This window comes from Vibrio mexicanus, assembly GCF_001012815.1.
Taxonomy (GTDB): Bacteria; Pseudomonadota; Gammaproteobacteria; order Enterobacterales; family Vibrionaceae; genus Vibrio; species Vibrio mexicanus.
On the sequence record NZ_JYJP01000077.1, the window covers coordinates 23139 to 39583 of the forward strand.

The 16445-nt window shown below is 46.5% G+C and carries 15 protein-coding genes and 6 pseudogenes; 6 read left to right on the forward strand and 15 right to left on the reverse strand.

Annotated features, from left to right (window positions below):
• Positions 1-12: 12 nt before the first annotated feature.
• Positions 13-1068, reverse strand: coding sequence for an A/G-specific adenine glycosylase (gene mutY / locus UA76_RS11530; protein ID WP_047046179.1), 1056 nt, complete (start codon positions 1066-1068; stop codon positions 13-15).
• A 164-nt stretch (positions 1069-1232) separates the two neighbouring features.
• Between mutY and trmB the strand changes: the two genes are divergently transcribed.
• The 3 genes and pseudogenes from trmB to glsB all read left to right on the forward strand — a co-directional run bounded on the left by trmB (position 1233) and on the right by glsB (position 4045).
• Positions 1233-1952, forward strand: coding sequence for a tRNA (guanosine(46)-N7)-methyltransferase TrmB (gene trmB, locus UA76_RS11535; protein WP_047046180.1), 720 nt, complete (start codon positions 1233-1235; stop codon positions 1950-1952).
• A gap of 11 nt (positions 1953-1963) precedes the next feature.
• Positions 1964-2991: pseudogene (locus UA76_RS11540) on the forward strand (TRM11 family SAM-dependent methyltransferase).
• Positions 2992-3127: 136 nt separating this feature from the next.
• Entirely contained in the window at positions 3128-4045 is a 918-nt protein-coding gene (glsB, locus tag UA76_RS11545; protein WP_047046214.1) for a glutaminase B, read from the forward strand.
• 95 nt (positions 4046-4140) lie between these two features.
• Here glsB and hemW read toward each other — a convergent pair whose 3' ends face one another.
• The 7 genes and pseudogenes from hemW to UA76_RS11580 all read right to left on the reverse strand — a co-directional run bounded on the left by hemW (position 4141) and on the right by UA76_RS11580 (position 8991).
• Positions 4141-5316: a radical SAM family heme chaperone HemW gene (gene hemW, locus UA76_RS11550; protein WP_047046184.1), complete on the reverse strand. Its 1176-nt coding sequence runs from the start codon at positions 5314-5316 to the stop codon at positions 4141-4143.
• 18 nt (positions 5317-5334) lie between these two features.
• Positions 5335-5943 (reverse strand): XTP/dITP diphosphatase, encoded by a 609-nt coding sequence (locus UA76_RS11555; protein WP_047046187.1) that lies wholly within the window; start codon positions 5941-5943, stop codon positions 5335-5337.
• A 64-nt stretch (positions 5944-6007) separates the two neighbouring features.
• Positions 6008-6451: a DUF4426 domain-containing protein gene (locus tag UA76_RS11560; protein WP_047046190.1), complete on the reverse strand. Its 444-nt coding sequence runs from the start codon at positions 6449-6451 to the stop codon at positions 6008-6010.
• A 27-nt stretch (positions 6452-6478) separates the two neighbouring features.
• Positions 6479-6768: pseudogene (yggU, locus tag UA76_RS11565) on the reverse strand (DUF167 family protein YggU).
• Positions 6768-7324 (reverse strand): annotated as a pseudogene (locus UA76_RS11570) (YggT family protein). Before UA76_RS11570 ends, yggU begins: the two co-directional pseudogenes overlap by 1 nt.
• A 61-nt stretch (positions 7325-7385) precedes the next feature.
• Positions 7386-8204 (reverse strand): pyrroline-5-carboxylate reductase, encoded by an 819-nt coding sequence (proC, locus tag UA76_RS11575; protein WP_047046193.1) that lies wholly within the window; start codon positions 8202-8204, stop codon positions 7386-7388.
• An 82-nt stretch (positions 8205-8286) separates the two neighbouring features.
• A complete protein-coding gene (locus UA76_RS11580; RefSeq protein WP_047046195.1) occupies positions 8287-8991 on the reverse strand; it encodes a YggS family pyridoxal phosphate-dependent enzyme in 705 nt (234 codons plus the stop codon).
• Positions 8992-9015: 24 nt separating this feature from the next.
• Between UA76_RS11580 and UA76_RS11585 the strand changes: the two genes are divergently transcribed.
• The 3 genes and pseudogenes from UA76_RS11585 (at position 9016) to tnpA (ending at position 11788) form a co-directional block, all read left to right on the forward strand.
• Positions 9016-10053: a type IV pilus twitching motility protein PilT gene (locus UA76_RS11585; protein WP_047046199.1), complete on the forward strand. Its 1038-nt coding sequence runs from the start codon at positions 9016-9018 to the stop codon at positions 10051-10053.
• Between the two features lie 11 nt (positions 10054-10064).
• A complete protein-coding gene (locus UA76_RS11590; RefSeq protein WP_047046201.1) occupies positions 10065-11171 on the forward strand; it encodes a PilT/PilU family type 4a pilus ATPase in 1107 nt (368 codons plus the stop codon).
• A gap of 182 nt (positions 11172-11353) precedes the next feature.
• A pseudogene (tnpA, locus tag UA76_RS11595) lies at positions 11354-11788 on the forward strand (IS200/IS605 family transposase).
• A gap of 105 nt (positions 11789-11893) precedes the next feature.
• On the opposite strand, the gene ruvX reads toward tnpA, so the two are convergent.
• The 7 genes and pseudogenes from ruvX to UA76_RS11625 all read right to left on the reverse strand — a co-directional run bounded on the left by ruvX (position 11894) and on the right by UA76_RS11625 (position 16198).
• Positions 11894-12319: a Holliday junction resolvase RuvX gene (gene ruvX / locus UA76_RS11600; protein WP_047046202.1), complete on the reverse strand. Its 426-nt coding sequence runs from the start codon at positions 12317-12319 to the stop codon at positions 11894-11896.
• Between the two features lie 31 nt (positions 12320-12350).
• Positions 12351-12914, reverse strand: coding sequence for a YqgE/AlgH family protein (locus UA76_RS11605; RefSeq protein ID WP_047046207.1), 564 nt, complete (start codon positions 12912-12914; stop codon positions 12351-12353).
• 53 nt (positions 12915-12967) lie between these two features.
• Positions 12968-13915, reverse strand: a complete 948-nt coding sequence (gene gshB / locus UA76_RS11610; protein ID WP_047046210.1) for a glutathione synthase — start codon at positions 13913-13915, stop codon at positions 12968-12970.
• Positions 13916-13927: 12 nt separating this feature from the next.
• Positions 13928-14658, reverse strand: a pseudogene (gene rsmE, locus UA76_RS11615) (16S rRNA (uracil(1498)-N(3))-methyltransferase).
• A 94-nt stretch (positions 14659-14752) separates the two neighbouring features.
• Positions 14753-15253 (reverse strand): SprT family zinc-dependent metalloprotease, encoded by a 501-nt coding sequence (locus UA76_RS11620; protein ID WP_047046211.1) that lies wholly within the window; start codon positions 15251-15253, stop codon positions 14753-14755.
• A gap of 140 nt (positions 15254-15393) precedes the next feature.
• Positions 15394-15591, reverse strand: a complete 198-nt coding sequence (locus UA76_RS25650; protein ID WP_420340917.1) for a DUF2189 domain-containing protein — start codon at positions 15589-15591, stop codon at positions 15394-15396.
• 59 nt (positions 15592-15650) lie between these two features.
• A pseudogene (locus UA76_RS11625) lies at positions 15651-16198 on the reverse strand (DUF2189 domain-containing protein).
• Between the last annotated feature and the right edge of the window lie 247 nt (positions 16199-16445).

The following is a 16445-nucleotide window of genomic DNA, read 5'->3' on the forward strand; positions in this document are numbered from 1 at the left end:
TGTCCTTATAAGTCATGATTGAAGTTCATGGGGTAAGCTTTCGAGCAGTTGCTTAACTGGTGCTGCAAGCCCAATCTCTTCTGGTTGAGATAAGTTATACCAAAGACCACTACTTGCTTCCATTATCATGTTAGGTTGCTTTGATACTTCTACCAAAATTGGCGTGATATCGAGATGGTAGTGGCTGAAGGTGTGTCTAAATGCGATAAGCTGCTTTTGCTGCACTATGTTTGTTTGTTCTACGCCGCGTTCCAGCAGGAGAGCATTCAGATCATGGTTGCTGTTTTCTGGAAAGCAAAATAGCCCGCCCCAAATACCACTTGGTGGCCTTTGCTCCAACCATGCTTCTCCATCGCAAACCAAGATCGCAAACCAAGTTTCTTTTACCGGTTTCTCTTTCTTAGGCTTTTTGCCCGGATAGTTGAGTGGGTTACCTCGCTTATTGGCCACACACATTGACTCAATAGGGCACAAGGTACACTTGGGTTTGCTGCGAGTACAAACCATCGCCCCCATATCCATCATGGCTTGGTTGTACTTATCGGTGTCTTGGCTTGGCGTGTGCTTTTCCGCATGCAACCAAAGCTGGTTTTCTACCTTTTTTTGCCCCGGCCAGCCTTCAACCGCAAAACTTCGAGCGAGTGTACGCTTTACATTGCCATCTAAAATGGCGTGCGGCTGTTTGTAGACGGAAGAGAGAATTGCGGCAGCAGTAGAGCGGCCGATGCCCGGCAGAGCATTCATCTCTTCAAGATTAAGCGGAAACTCACCGTTGTAGTCAGCGGCAACAATTTTCGCTGCTTTATGTAGATTGCGTGCTCGTGCGTAATAGCCAAGGCCAGTCCATAAGTGGAGAACCTCATCTTGGCTGGCATTCGCTAGATCAACCACGGTTGGGAAGCGATCCAAGAAGCGTTGATAGTATGGAATGACTGTCGCGACTTGCGTCTGCTGCAGCATTATTTCGGATAGCCATACACTATACGCAGTTTTGTTTTGTTGCCACGGAAGGTTTTTTCTCCCATAGGCGTCATACCATTTCAAAATGGCCTTAGCAAAAGGGGTCACGACATGCTCAATTTTCGATTATAATTTGGAGCAAAATTGCACCACACTTATTAGTGGATGTAAAACCGATAAAACATGTGGGTATTTAAACCGAGAAAAACTTGCACCGCAGGCAATTCTTTGGATAATCCCCGCTTTGATTAATCAATGTACAGGCAAAATCAATGAGTGAAGTGACCACTAACGAATATACTGAAGACGGCAAACTGGTACGTAAAATTCGCAGTTTTGTTCGTCGCGAAGGCCGCTTAACTAAAGGCCAAGAGAACGCGATGAATGAGTGTTGGCCAACAATGGGTATCGACTTCGAACAGAAGCAACTGAACTGGCAAGAAGTGTTCGGTAACGACAACCCAGTAGTTCTTGAGATTGGCTTCGGTATGGGTGCTTCATTGGTTGAAATGGCAAAAAATGCGCCTGAAAAGAACTTCTTAGGTATTGAAGTTCATAGCCCAGGTGTTGGTGCATGTTTGGCGTCAGCTCGTGAAGCGGGTGTGACTAACCTTCGCGTGATGTGTCACGATGCGGTAGAAGTGTTTGAACACATGATTCCAAACAACAGCCTGCACACGCTACAACTGTTCTTCCCAGACCCGTGGCACAAAGCGCGTCACCACAAACGTCGTATCGTTAAAGCAGAATTTGCAGAGATGGTTCGTCAGAAGTTGATGCTAGAAACGGGTATTTTCCATATGGCGACAGACTGGGAAAACTACGCAGAGCACATGATTGAAGTGATGAACGCAGCACCGGGTTTCGAGAACATTGCTGAAGATGGCGATTACATTCCTCGTCCGGATGAGCGCCCGCTAACTAAGTTTGAAGCTCGCGGTCACCGTTTAGGCCACGGTGTATGGGATATTAAGTACAAGCGCACTGCATAAAGGAGTTTCCCATGTCGTTGTATGCGATTCTGGCAAACCCTGGCCATAACCGTATTTATTTCGATAGCGCGCTTGAAATAGCGCGCAGTGAACTGCATGCCATGCTTGAATCGCAAGGTGTTGAGCAGTTTGTAATAGAAGATAAAGATGCCGGTCTGCCAGCTGCTATCGTGTTCTCGTGTAAAGACGAGTTGAATGCTGAGCAGATGAAGAAGATCGCGGCTTCTTCAATCTATTACGCGCTGTTTGAAGTCATGGATAGTGGTTTACTTAAGCCTCTAACGCCACCTGCTTATAACACCTTCCCAGAGAGCATGAGCCAGATCCTGCGCTATACGGGTAAAACCAACGAGCAGTTTACCCGCTTGATGGTCAACCTAGGTGCGAGTGCTGCTCAAACAGGCAGTGACACACTCACGCTAATGGATCCGATGTGCGGAAAAGGCACAACACTTTACGAAGGCCTGATTCAGGGCTTCAACGTGGTAGGTGTTGAAATCAACGCTAAGTGGGTACAAGAGATCCAAACTTTCATTGTGAAGTTCATGAAAAATGGTCGCTTTAAACATAAAGCGGGCAAAGAGAAGCGAACGGCGCAAGGTAAGAAAGTTGCTGATGGTTTTGTCTTGGATGCAGCAGCAACTAAAGAAGCCTTCAATGCAGGCGAAAGTCAGTCGATGAAACTCTACGCAGCCGATACTCGCCAAGCGGATTTGGTGGTGAAGAAGAACTCGGTCGACGTGATGGTTTCTGACTTGCCATACGGTGTGCAGCACGGCAGTAAAAATGCTAAAGACAACAAGCTAAACCGCAGCCCTAATGAGTTATTGGCAGAAGCGCTTCCTGCTTGGAAAAAGGTACTTAAGAAGAATGGCGCGGTTGTGCTCTCTTTCAATGAGTTCACCTTGAAGTGGAAAAATCTCGCCCAGTTATTCGAAGAGCAAGGTTGGACGGTCATGAGTGAAGCCCTTACACTGGGTACTTGCACCGCGTTGACCAGTCGATTAACCGAAATATTATCGTGGCAGTTAAGCCTTAATATTCAAAATTGCGATATTGGATGTCGATTCATAGCTCGCAATGATTTAAATTGCTCTGCCCAAATTAATGGGCCACTATCTAAGCCAGCAAATGCTGGCTTTTTTTATCCTGCAGATTGAGTTGAGATGATTGATATGCCAACCCAACAAATTCTAAGTTCCGTTTTAGAGGAAGTCAGACCGCTTATTGGTCAAGGAAAAGTAGCGGATTACATCCCCGCTTTGGCGAAAGTGCCGGTAAGTAAATTAGGTATTGCGGTGTTTACCAATCAGGGTGAGCTCTTTACTGCTGGTGATGCGGATGAAGCGTTCTCGATTCAGTCTATTTCTAAAGCTCTAAGCTTAACGTTGGCGATGTCTTTGTATAAGCCTGAAGAGATCTGGTCGCGCGTGGGTAAAGAGCCGTCTGGCCAAGCTTTCAACTCCATGATTCAGTTAGAAATGGAGCAGGGCATACCGCGTAATCCGTTTATCAATGCTGGAGCTATTGTGGTGGCTGACTTGCTGCAAAGCCGCTTATCTGCGCCTAGGCAGCGACTTTTGGAGTATGTGCGCCAGCTATCGGGTGATACCCATATCGTTTACGACAAGGTCGTTGCGGCGTCTGAAATGATGCACAGTGATCGAAACGCCGCTATCGCTTATCTGATGCGCTCGTTTGGCAACTTTAGCAACGAAGTCATTCCTGTTCTCAATAACTATTTCCATGCCTGCGCACTTAAAATGAGTTGTGCCGATTTAGCTAAAACTTTTAGCTACTTAGCCAATAAGGGCGTGTCGGTTCAAACTGGAAAAGAGGTGGTGACACCAACCCAGACTAAACAGTTAAACGCGCTGTTAGCAACGTGCGGTTTGTACGACGGTGCGGGCGAGTTTGCTTACCGTGTTGGCATGCCGGGTAAATCTGGTGTCGGTGGCGGTATTATTGCGATTGTCCCAGGAGAGATGACGATTGCGGTTTGGTCACCAGAGCTAGATGGTTCGGGTAACTCATTAGCCGGTACTAAGGCTCTAGAAATTCTGTCAGAGCGAATCGGGCGTTCGATCTTCTAGTTACAGTGCTCGACTAGATAGATAAATAAAAACCTCTCAAAGCGATGGTCGCTGTGAGAGGTTTTTGGTATTTAATTTCGGAAAATAATAGAGTTCTATTCGTCCTCTTCCGGCATGAAAGCCTCAATCAGGTCGTTAAAGAACAGCTTCCCTTTCTCTGTTATCTGCCAGTTAAGCTCAGAATCGATTAGATAGCCTTTTTCAATCGCCCAGTCCGTGGTGGATTTGATGCTCTCTAAACTTAGCCCTGTTGTGGTGACAAAATCTTGCTTAGGGCAGGGCTCCATCAGCCTAAAGCGGTTCATGAAGAACTCAAATGGCCTATCCTCATCTGCTACCAGCTGTTCATCGGATAGGTAAGGTTTCGTGAGGTTCTGATAAGCCGCCAAATAGCCTTTAGGGTGTTTGATCTTGGTGGTACGAACAATTCGACCATCTGCAAAGCTGACTTTACCCGCCGCACCACAGCCGATGCCTAGGTAATCGCCAAAGCGCCAGTAGTTAAGGTTATGCTGACACTGATAACCGGGTTTGCTGTAACCCGAGATCTCGTACTGAACGTAGCCCGCATCCGCCAGCTTTTGGTGGCCAAGTTCGAAGATATCCCACAGATCATCATCGTCCGGCAATGTCGGCGTTTTGTAGTAGAACAGGGTGTTCGGTTCAATTGTCAACTGATACCAAGACAGGTGTGGTGGGTTGAGTTCAATCGCCTTGTCGAGATCCGCCAGAGCTTGCTCTACCGATTGATCCGGTAGGCCATGCATCAGATCGAGGTTAAAGCTATTTAAGCCAATTCTATGCGCCAAATGAGCAGCGTTGACCGCTTCATCTTGCCCGTGAATTCGGCCTAAACGTTCAAGTTTCTGTTGCTCAAAGCTTTGTACCCCAATCGAGATTCGATTCACTCCCGCCTTTTGATAGCCAGCAAAACGCTCTGCTTCGATAGTGCCAGGGTTTGCTTCCATGGTGATTTCGATATCAGGTTTGAAGGCGATACGATTTTCAATTCCTTTCAAAAGCGTTTCAATACCTTGCGCTGAAATCAGGCTCGGCGTACCGCCACCGATAAAGATAGAGTGCAGTAGCCGTGGCGACTCATCAAGGTGATATTTCTCGATATCGGTATCGAGATCTTCCAATAGGGCGCTGATGTATTCTTGCTCTGGGATCTCTCCCTTTTGTGCATGAGAGTTGAAATCGCAGTAAGGGCACTTCTGGACACACCATGGGATGTGAACATACAAGCTGAGTGCTGGTGGCGTTAACATGGTCAGACTCGCGAATGATTACTGAGCCGCTTGCTCTGAAAGCTGAGCAAACAGAGATTTAAGCGCTTTACCTCGATGAGAGAGCTGCTTCTTACGTGCAGGCTCTAGCTCGGCTGAGGCGCAGTTTTCTTCTGGAACGAAGAAAATTGGGTCATAACCAAAGCCGTTCTCACCGTGAGCTTCAGTTAAAATGCGACCTTCCCACTTGCCATGACAAACGATCGGTGTTGGATCGTTTTCATGCTTCATTAAGACCAATACACAATGGAAACGAGCAGTACGCTCGGCTTCAGGAACGCCTTCCATTGCGTTAAGTAGCTTCTCTAGGTTCTCTTGGTCTGAAGCATTTTCACTAGCGTAACGCGCCGAGTAGATGCCTGGTGCGCCTTTGAGGAAGTCAACTTCCAAACCAGAGTCGTCTGCAATAGCAGGCAACCCAGTTTCGTGGGCTGCGTGACGCGCTTTAATAATCGCGTTCTCGATGAATGTAGTGCCAGTTTCCGCCACTTCAGATACGTTGAATTCGCTCTGAGCAAGCACTTCAAATCCAAAGTCAGACAGCAAGTCTGCCATCTCACGAACTTTACCTTGGTTGCCTGTGGCTAGAACAATTTTTTGTGCCTGCATGATGTGCTCTCTTGAATAATTACTAAACGAATAATTGCTAAATTTATTGAGCGTCGAGGTAGGTTTACTCTTCGACGTAGAATTTCTGCGTGAACTGTAATTTACCTTTACCGCTATTGCCAGAGTCGATGTTTAAATCGAAGGTCATGACCTCTTCATTGGTGATTGGAAACTCGGCGAGATAGTAAATCGCATTGGCTTCGATAACTTCGCGAAACTCCAGCTTGCGGGTATTGCCAATGAGGTTTCGAACATGACCGCTCACTTTAGCTTGTGTCGCTGGTTTGCCTGCTTTTGAGGTATCCAGTACGCTAATGTTTAGGATGGCAGAGTAGCCGTTACGTTTGAGCTTGTAGCTGCGCGCCACTTGCGGCGTGATAAAAGTTGAGTTGAACGCTGAATAGTGCACCTCAACGTCCTTGATAGTTTGAAATTGGCCTGCCCAAGTTGGCAGAGCAAGCAGAGATGCTGCCAGTATCGTGATCCATTTTTCATTATTATTCCTTATACTTCTTAGGATTTGTAAAAAAAGCCATCATAGGATGGCTTCAATTTCATTTGGGATTTGCTTGGGGCTTAATATTCGTATTTGTTTATGTCGCCCAAGTTCGCCTTTTTCAATTTCAATCGCACCTTTCGGCACTTTGAACTGTTTGGACAAGTACTTGGCTAAATGTGCATTGGCTTTGCCATCAACAGGTGGCGCGGTAATCGCGACCTTTATTTCATCGCCATGCAAGCCGATTATTTTATCTCGGCTTGCCTTTGGTGGATATAAAGGCGCAGAAGAAGATCATTCTCTTCGCGCCAAACCGCTAATGTCATTATAGCTGGAACCAGACAGGTCCAATGATATCGCCCATTAAGAAGTTAGCGAACTGAAGTACAATAAACAGCACCAATACGCTTAGGTCGAAACCACCCATAGCCGGCAGAATGCGACGAATTGGCGCAAGCATTGGCTCTGTTAATTGATGGAATACATACTCGATTGGGCTACGGCCTTGGCTTACCCAACTAAGGATTGCACGAAGTAACAACACCCAGAACAGTAGGCCACCAGCGGCTTTAACCAGTGAAAGTAGACCTAAGAATAGGAAGTCTGTGCTAAATGAAACTGAACCGCTGGAAGCAACAAAGATCAGTGCAACAAACTTAACGACACAAAGCACATAAGCGAACAGCAGTGTCGCCATATCTAGCTGCCAATAGATGGAATCACGCGGCGCAGTGGTGCAACAACGGGTTGTGTGGCTTTCACAATAAACTGCGAGAACGGGTTGTAGAAGTCCGCGCGCGCCGCTTGTAGCCAAATACGTAAGATCACAACCATGATGTAGAGATCAAACAGGGTGGAGATCAGAAAACTCATCGAATTCATAAGAGATCCTTACAGGGTTTACCGCACCAAACAGTGCGGTGGAAGTTAAAAGCGGTCGAAATTAAAATAGTTTTTCCATCTCTTCAGCTCTTGCTACAGCGGCTTGCATAGCGCGAGCAACAATGTCTGAAAGTTGGTGTTCGTTAAAAGTGCGCAGAGCTTCGGCAGTTGTACCACCTTTTGAAGTCACTTGCTCGCGCAGCGTTGAAAGCGCGGTATCTGGGTTTGCTACAACCATTTCAGCCGCTCCCAATGCCGACTGTTGTACTAGAAGCCTTGCAGTATCTTCGTCAAAACCTTGTGCTATGGCTTCCGCTTGCATCGCTTCCATGAATAAGAAGAAATACGCTGGTGCGCTGCCTGCGGCTGCAATCACGTTGTTGATGCCAGACTCTTGTTCAACCCAACATACTTCACCTACAGCGCCAAGAAGTGCAGCAGCAAAAGTTTTGTCTGAGTCTGTTACGCCGTCTGCAGCGTATAGACCGCTCATACCTTTGCCCACAAGTGCTGGTGTGTTTGGCATTACGCGAACTAGGTTTAGCTTACTGCCTAGCATTTCATTGAGGCGCTCTGCATTGATGCCTGCCGCAATGGAAATCACCAATTTGCTGCTGTAATCCACATCTTGAATGCCAGCACCCACCACTTCCATTAGCTGAGGTTTCACCGCAAGGACCACAACGTCGGCTTGCTGCGCAGAAGCCAGATTATCGTCTGATGTGTTTACGCCATATTGGTTGGTTAGAAAATCACGCTGAGATTGGTTTGGATCGGTTGCCGTAATCAGTGATGCTGGGTAACCGCTTGCCACAAGACCAGCGATAATAGAGCGGGCCATGTTTCCAGCGCCAATGAAGGTAATTTTCTTATGTTCCATGAAGGTGAATCCTAATTGTTATTCGTTATGTTTTTTGAACGACTTTAGCTCAATTGCTATGTGTTCTAGTGAGTTCACAAATCTAGCGAGAGTAGTCACGTGCGCCAAAAATCGCGGTGCCGATACGTACCATAGTACTGCCAGTTTCAATCGCCGCTTGCATGTCGCCACTCATTCCCATCGACAGGGTATCGACCTGCGGATAAATCGCTGCCAGCTTCTGGTTAAGCTCTGCCAGTTGCTCGAAAGCCGCGCACTGAGACTCGTAGTCGCTCACGTTAGCAGGAATTGACATCAATCCTCTTAAAGTGAGGTTTGGAAGGGTAGAAATCAACTCTGCAAGCTGAAAAACTTCCTCTTCACTGGTGCCTGATTTGGAGCTTTCACCACTGGTGTTGACTTGAATCAGCACCTGCAGAGGCGGCATACCTTCTGGGCGTTGGTCGCTCAGTCGCTTGGCAATCTTGTCTCTATCGACGGTATGTACCCAAGAGAAACTTTCAGCGACAGGACGCGTCTTGTTGGACTGAATTGGGCCAATAAAGTGCCATTCTAGCGGTAGCTCTGAGTGGTTATCGGCGAAATAACGAACCTTATCCACGCCTTCTTGGACGTAGTTTTCACCAAATGCCACTTGCCCTGCTGAAGCCGCTTCGAGAATCGCTTCCACTGGCTTAGTCTTGCTGACCGCCAAAAGTTGCACCGAGCCTAGAGCTCGTCCACACTTTTGTTGTATGTCCTCAATCTGTGAGGTGATCTGTTGAATATTTTGTTCAATACTACTCATAGCTAACTTTACTAAGGAAAATAAATGGATATCGCTGAGTTACTGGATTTTAGTGTAAAGCATAACGCGTCAGATCTACACCTTTCTGCAGGTGTTCCGCCGATGGTACGTATTGATGGTGAAGTTAGAAAGTTGGGCGTCCCTGCTTTTAGTCACTCAGATGTACATCGCCTAGTGTTTGAAATCATGAATGATTCTCAGCGCAGCGAGTTTGAAGAGAAGCTGGAAGTGGACTTCTCATTTGAATTGCCAGACGTTGGCCGTTTCCGTGTTAACGCTTTTAATCAATCTCGCGGCTGCTCTGCGGTATTTCGTACCATTCCAGTTGATATCCCAACACTTGAGCAGCTAGAAGCACCAGAAATTTTTGAGCAAGTATCTAACTATGAGAAGGGCTTGGTCTTAGTGACAGGGCCGACGGGGTCGGGTAAGTCGACCACGCTAGCGGCGATGGTGGATTACATTAATCGTAACCACAACAAACATATTCTTACCATTGAAGATCCAATCGAATTTGTTCACACCAACAACAAGTGTTTGATTAACCAGCGAGAAGTGCACCGCGATACCCATAGTTTTAAAAACGCACTGCGTAGTGCATTGCGTGAAGATCCCGATGTTATTTTAGTCGGTGAGCTGCGTGATCAAGAGACGATCAGCCTAGCTTTAACGGCCGCAGAAACCGGTCACTTAGTGTTTGGTACTTTGCACACCAGCTCGGCAGCGAAAACCATCGACCGTATTATTGATGTCTTCCCTGGTAGCGATAAAGACATGGTGCGTTCGATGCTTTCTGAATCGTTACGTGCGGTTATTGCCCAGAAACTGTTGAAACGTATTGGTGGTGGCCGTGTGGCCTGTCATGAGATCATGTTAGGTACTCCTGCGATCCGTAACTTGATCCGCGAAGACAAAGTTGCTCAGATGTACTCAATTATTCAGACTGGTGCAGCCCATGGAATGAAGACCATGGAGCAAAGTGCGAGACAATTGATCGCGCAAGGCAATGTTGAATTGGAAGAAGTTCAGAAGAAAGTGGACATGGAATCGTCAGCCTTTTAAGAGAGACAATCATGAATTTAGATCAGTGTTTACAGGGAATGATCGATGAGCGCGCATCGGATCTCTATATTACGGTGGGTGCGCCTGTTCTGTTTCGAGTCGATGGTGAGCTAAAGCCTCAAGGTGAAAAACTCTCTGAGATTCATGCGCATAACCTAATTCGCGAGATGATGGATCAGGATCGTCAGGCTGAGTATAAGCATTCTCGCGAATCCAATTTTGCCATTGTTCGAGACTTTGGCCGTTTTCGTGTTAGTGCCTTCTATCAGCGTGAACTGCCTGGTGCGGTTATTCGTCGCATTGAAACTAATATCCCAACCTTTGAGCAGTTAAAGCTTCCTGATGTGTTGCAAGATTTAGCCATTGCCAAGCGCGGTTTGGTTCTAGTTGTTGGAGCAACGGGGTCGGGTAAATCAACCACTATGGCTGCGATGACTGGTTTTCGTAACAGCCATCGCACTGGACATATTCTAACGGTTGAAGACCCAATTGAATTTGTTCATGAACACAAACGCTGCATTGTGACTCAGCGTGAGGTGGGGCTAGATACTGAAAGTTATGAAGTAGCATTGAAAAACTCACTGCGCCAAGCTCCAGATATGATTTTGATTGGCGAAATTCGTTCTCGCGAAACCATGGAGTACGCCATGACGTTTGCCGAAACAGGGCATTTATGCATGGCGACCTTGCATGCCAATAACGCCAACCAAGCATTAGAGCGTATTTTGCATTTGGTGCCTAAAGAGCAAAAAGAGCAGTTCTTGTTTGATTTGTCGATGAACTTGAAAGGTGTAATTGGACAACAGCTACTGCGGGATAAAAATGGTCAAGGGCGTCATGGTGTGTTTGAAGTATTGCTCAATAGTCCTCGAGTGTCTGACTTGATTCGTCGCGGTGATCTGCATGAGCTGAAAACTACCATGGCGAAATCACAAGAAGTGGGTATGCAGACGTTCGATCAATCGCTTTATCAACTGGTCGTTGATGGGAAGATCAGTGAAGAAGATGCGCTGCACAGTGCAGACTCTGCCAATGACTTGCGCTTAATGCTCAAAACATCTCAAGGCAGTAGTGGGAGCGCAGGAAGCCTTGCTGACGTTAAGATCGATATGGATTGATCAGCGGCCGCTTTCTCAATCATTTGAAAAACAAAGCCCCAAGCATTGGCTTGGGGCTTTTTGTTTTCAGCCCTAAACCACCTACTTCAGTAGGTGGTTATCATTCAGTTAGGCTTTGCCTGTAGTTCTACCCATGTTAAATGCTCCCTTGATTTTTAGCGAAGTCAAAGAGGACAAATAACATGAGTAGATACAATCAAGCTTCCCACGTATTTTGGAGATGTCAATATCACATAGTGTGGACACCGAAATATCGATTTAGGATCTTGAAGAACAATGTAGGCAAAGAAGTTTATCGGTGTATAAATGTTTACTGTAATCAACTTGGATGTGAAGTTGTTGAGCTGAACGTCCAGGTCGACCACGTGCACTTAGTAGTAAAAATTCCACCCAAGCTATCCATATCCAAGTTGATGGGCGTATTGAAAGGCAAAATAGCCTTAAAACTCTTCAGTAAATTTCCATATTTAAGGAAAAATAAGCTCTGAGGTAACCACTTTTGGCAAAGGGGCTATTTTGTCGATAGCGTAGGAATTAATGAAGAAATCATTCGACGTTATGTAAGACATCAGGAGAAGAAAGAGCGCGTGGAACAGCAACAATTAGCATTGGACTAAACAAAGGCCCCCTTTTAGGGGGCTCACACAAAGCCACCTTCTTTAGAAGGTGGTAATTTACTGAGTTTTGATTTATCGGCTAATGAGCGATTAGATCCGTTGTGCTTACTCCGCCCACTGGGCTTCAAACCAACTTTCCAAAATCACTACTGCAGATTGGCAGTCAACATTGCCTTTGGTCAGCGCCTTGTAACCACCCATGCTGAACAGGTCGGCACGAGCTTCGGTTGTCGATAAACGCTCATCATGCATCTCGACTTGCATACCAAATCGACCTTGTAGACGCTTGGCAAATTTACGAGCTCTTTGAGTGATGCTTTCCAGATCTTTACCGTGAAGATCGGTCGGTAGTCCAACAACCAGTAGGTCTGGCTGCCACTCTTTGATTTGCTTTTCGATGTCATCCCAGTTTGGGATGCCGTCATTGGCTTTGAAAGCCTTTAGAGGGGATGCAGTACCTGTGACTTCTTGGCCAATAGCACTGCCTATGCTTTTGGTACCAAAATCAAAAGCCATAATGGATCGAGACATATTTTATCCGCTAGATTGAAACAGGGCCGCGTTACGCGTGCCCTGCTTGATTGGAAAGTTGCGCAGCATCGATGCCCAGCATCTGTACCGCTTTTTGCCAACGCTCAGTGATTGGCGTATTAAAGATAACGTCAGGGTCAGCTTCGATGGTTAACCAAGAGTTCTCCGCAAGCTCGTTTTCGAGCTGTCCTGCTTCCCAACCTGAATACCCAAGAGCAACTAAGTAGCTGTTTGGTTCCGCTTCCGTACCTAAGACACTCAAAATGTCTTTGGAAGTGGTGACCGAAATTTTGTCGGTCATCTGCAAGCTAGACTCGTAGCGATCTTTTGGCTGGTGGAGGATAAAGCCACGATCTTCAGACACTGGACCACCATTTAATACGGGTTTATCCAGACTTTCGGTAACAAGCTGCGGATGAGCAGGCTCTACATCAACCTGCTTGAGCATACTGCCGACCGTTACATCGATAGGGGCATTGATCATCAGACCCATTGCACCTTCATCATTGTGTTCACACACATAGATGACTCGGCGTTGGAAGTAGGGGTCTTGCATACCCGGCATGGCGACTAGAAAATGATTGGTTAGATTCATTGCACTCCACCTATAGTCAGTTACAGGCAGCGAAGTGCTGCCTGTAGCAACATCTACGCTTTCAATCGACGCTCGATAGCGTCCATTAGTTTGCCTGTGATAGAGATATCAAACGCTGCCTCTATTTCGCGAATACACGTTGGGCTGGTTACGTTGATCTCTGTGAGTTTATCGCCAATAACGTCTAGGCCTACAAAGATTAAACCTTTCTCTTTTAGTGTTGGTGCAACGGCTTGAGCAATCTTAAGATCGGTCTCGCTAAGTGGTCTTGCTTCACCACGGCCACCCGCTGCTAGGTTTCCGCGAGTTTCGCCTTCAGCCGGAATTCGAGCTAGGCAGTAAGGCATTGGTTCGCCATCAACCACTAAAATACGTTTGTCACCGTTGCTGATGTCCGGAACAAAAGTCTGCGCCATTGCGTAGTTTTGACCATGGTTTGTCAGCGTTTCAATGATCACAGAGACGTTTGGATCTTTCTCCTTCACGCGGAAGATAGAAGCGCCGCCCATACCGTCTAGCGGTTTTAAGATAACGTCGCCGTGTTCACCTTGGAATGCTTTAATCTTTTCTGCTTTACGAGTCACAATGGTTGTCGGCGTTAGTTCTGGGAACCAAGCGGTAAAAAGCTTCTCGTTGCAGTCTCTTAAACTTTGAGGCTTATTAACGATCAAAGTTCCTTCAACTTCAGCGCGCTCTAAAATGTAAGTCGCGTAAATGTATTCTGTATCAAACGGAGGATCTTTGCGCATTAATACGGCATCTAATTCAGACAGCTTAATAGTTTGCTCTGACTGAAATTGATACCAATCGCTTGGATCTTCCTTAAGTGTGACAACCTTAGTGTCGGCAACCGCTACGCCTTGATCTAAGTGTAGATCATTCATCTCCATATAGTGGATTTCATAGCCTCGGCTTTGTGCTTCTAGCATCATGGCGAAGCTGGAATCTTTCTTGATGTTGATGGACGAGATTGGGTCCATGACGATGCCTAGTTTAATCATTGTCTTCTCCGGTTAGCCGAGATCGCCGAAGCGAACTTGTAAGGCGGTAATTGCAGTCAGAGCCGCTGTTTCGGTGCGCAATACACGCGGGCCAAGTAGCGTCTCTTCAAATTGATATTCTTGTGTCATATCGATTTCACTCGATGACAGGCCACCCTCTGGGCCAATCAAGAGCTTCACGTTGGTCACGGGCTCTGGCAGGGTGTTGATCGAATACTTTGCTCTTGGGTGCAGGTTGAGTTTCAAGCTTGGTACTCTTCTGCACACCAATCCTCAAGGGACATTATTGGGCGAATCTCTGGCACAGTATTGCGGCCACACTGCTCGCAAGCGGCGATAATAATCTTCTGCCACTGCGCCAGTTTTTTATCAAAGCGCTTTTGGTCAAGCTTGACGCCACAGCGCTCAGAAATGATCGGAGTAATGGTGTTCACGCCCAGCTCCACTGACTTCTGAATGGTAAATTCCATCTTGTCGCCACGCGACACGACTTGTCCAAGATGCAGGTTAAGTGGCGATTCGATATCTCGCTCAATCTTTTCGGTTAAATCTACGTGGACGGCTTTTTTTGTCACTTCAGTAATGACGGCCGGAAACTCATGCCCACTTCCATCAAACAGCAGCACTTGCTGCTCTGGTTTCATTCTTAACACACGACCTACATGGCCAGCAGCATCTTCACTAAGGGCAAGCGCACCAAGTTGTTGAATAGGTTCAGGGTGATAGATTCGAGGGATTCGCATGGCTTGTATCCAGCTGATTGTAAATTATTAGACAATAACATGGATGCTTACTGCCTAAAAAACAAGGGGCATTAGGATGATAGATAGCAGAAACTTATGATAGCTGTTTACCAGTAAATGAAAGGGTATGTTGACACTGCTGACAACGGTAAGCGGCTTGTTGACGCTGCACTTTGTTGTGGCGTCGAATCGTCAATGCATGGACTTGGCAATCACAGCGATATTCAAAGGTTTTTCCTTTGACTGATTCAATGCTGAAACTATGGGTGGTATTGGCGGGAATACCAAAAACTTGGCTCATGATCATCTGCCACTCTTTGCCGTGTGGCGCGACGCGGCCGAACAATCGGTAAGTAATGAGATGAGCCAGTTCGTGCGGAATGACCTCTTCCAAAAAGGCGTTAGGGTTCTCTTTGAACAACACAGGATTGAGACGGATCTCGTTGAGTTGTAAATAGGCTTTCCCTGCCGCTTTGCCACGCAATTTATAATTCAGATCTGGCAGTTTGAGTGACTGGTTTAGCTGCTCATTGGCTAGGTCTAAATAGCTTTTGAGCTTAGCGATAGCTAGGTAATGTAATTGGAAGTCGACCACAGTGCTTGTTCAGTTAGTAAGAGAATCATTAGGAAAGACGACCAGATACAGTAACGCCTCGTTTAAAACGAGGCGTTACTGTAACATGAATCACGATGCCATGGGATCAGGTAAGGGTAGCTCCTGATACCTTGAAGTTTTTACATATTGTGGTGCTTCTTGATGGTGGCGTGGTAACCGTGCCAAGTCGCATAGCCCAAGATCGGCATAGTAAATAGCATACCAATTCCGTAGGTTGCAAAACCAATGAGGATACCGCCGCAGATAATGCCAGCCCAAACAATCATGGCAGGAATGTTACTTTTCACTGCATTGAAGCTCGAGAATACAGCGCTCATAACATCTACTCTGCGCTCCATCATCAAAGGAATGGAGAAGGCAGAGATACTAAATATTACTAGGCAATAATCGCACCAGCAATTGAGCCAATGACAAGGAATGGCAAGAATTCGGTAAGCGGTGCGCCTTGCACCGATGGGTATAAGGCGTGAAGCAGTGCCGCAATGCGCATCCAGAAGATCATCGCAACCGCTAACATCACAGCAAATGCCCACTGTGACGTTGAGTTACGGCTGATAGCTTCATTGAGTGCATTAAGCTAGCATTGTGACCTTTCTCTCTTTCCCAACTCGCATCATAAAGGCCAAGGGCAAGGAAGGGGCCAATGAGCATGTAAACCACTAGGCTTGGCATTACCACTAGGTGTGAATGGGTGCCTTGCCATTGAACCAACAAAACAATACCCACGGCTGCGGCCATGAAGCAAAGGCCATAGAAGGCACTGATTATCGGCATTCTAATAAAGTCATGCAGACCTAAGCTTAGCCAGTGGAAGGGTGCAGATACGCTAAGCTGGTTGCATGGTATGGTACGAGCGTAGTCTTTGTCCGAGACTTTATGCTGTTTCTTTTCATCAAAGTCTGATGGATTAACCGTACGAGGCATACGTCCTCCTTGATCGAATTTATGGGAACCTGCTTTCAGGTAGGTTCGTTGCGAGTTGTCGACCGCTTAACACAATCTGCGCCAACATTCTTTTTAACTGAGTGAAGTAAGCTTCACTATCTTCTGTCTTTACGTTGATTTTTTACAAAGTGTTCAAAAGTGTTTTTAACACTTTATTAACTATTGATGCCGTTAGAAGAAATATCAAATAGATTGCTCTTTTTTTGTACAAAAGGAGTGGTGAGGC

Coding starts and splice junctions, on each gene's coding strand:
- UA76_RS11605 (WP_047046207.1), bottom strand. CDS start 12,914: ATGAATCTAACCAATCATTTTCTAGTCGCCATGCCGGGTATGCAAGAC.
- glsB (WP_047046214.1), top strand. CDS start 3,128: ATGCCAACCCAACAAATTCTAAGTTCCGTTTTAGAGGAAGTCAGACCG.
- UA76_RS11555 (WP_047046187.1), bottom strand. CDS start 5,943: ATGCAGGCACAAAAAATTGTTCTAGCCACAGGCAACCAAGGTAAAGTT.
- trmB (WP_047046180.1), top strand. CDS start 1,233: ATGAGTGAAGTGACCACTAACGAATATACTGAAGACGGCAAACTGGTA.
- hemW (WP_047046184.1), bottom strand. CDS start 5,316: ATGTTAACGCCACCAGCACTCAGCTTGTATGTTCACATCCCATGGTGT.
- ruvX (WP_047046202.1), bottom strand. CDS start 12,319: ATGTCTCGATCCATTATGGCTTTTGATTTTGGTACCAAAAGCATAGGC.
- UA76_RS25650 (WP_420340917.1), bottom strand. CDS start 15,591: ATGAGCGCTGTATTCTCGAGCTTCAATGCAGTGAAAAGTAACATTCCT.
- gshB (WP_047046210.1), bottom strand. CDS start 13,915: ATGATTAAACTAGGCATCGTCATGGACCCAATCTCGTCCATCAACATC.
- UA76_RS11585 (WP_047046199.1), top strand. CDS start 9,016: ATGGATATCGCTGAGTTACTGGATTTTAGTGTAAAGCATAACGCGTCA.
- UA76_RS11590 (WP_047046201.1), top strand. CDS start 10,065: ATGAATTTAGATCAGTGTTTACAGGGAATGATCGATGAGCGCGCATCG.
- UA76_RS11580 (WP_047046195.1), bottom strand. CDS start 8,991: ATGAGTAGTATTGAACAAAATATTCAACAGATCACCTCACAGATTGAG.
- proC (WP_047046193.1), bottom strand. CDS start 8,204: ATGGAACATAAGAAAATTACCTTCATTGGCGCTGGAAACATGGCCCGC.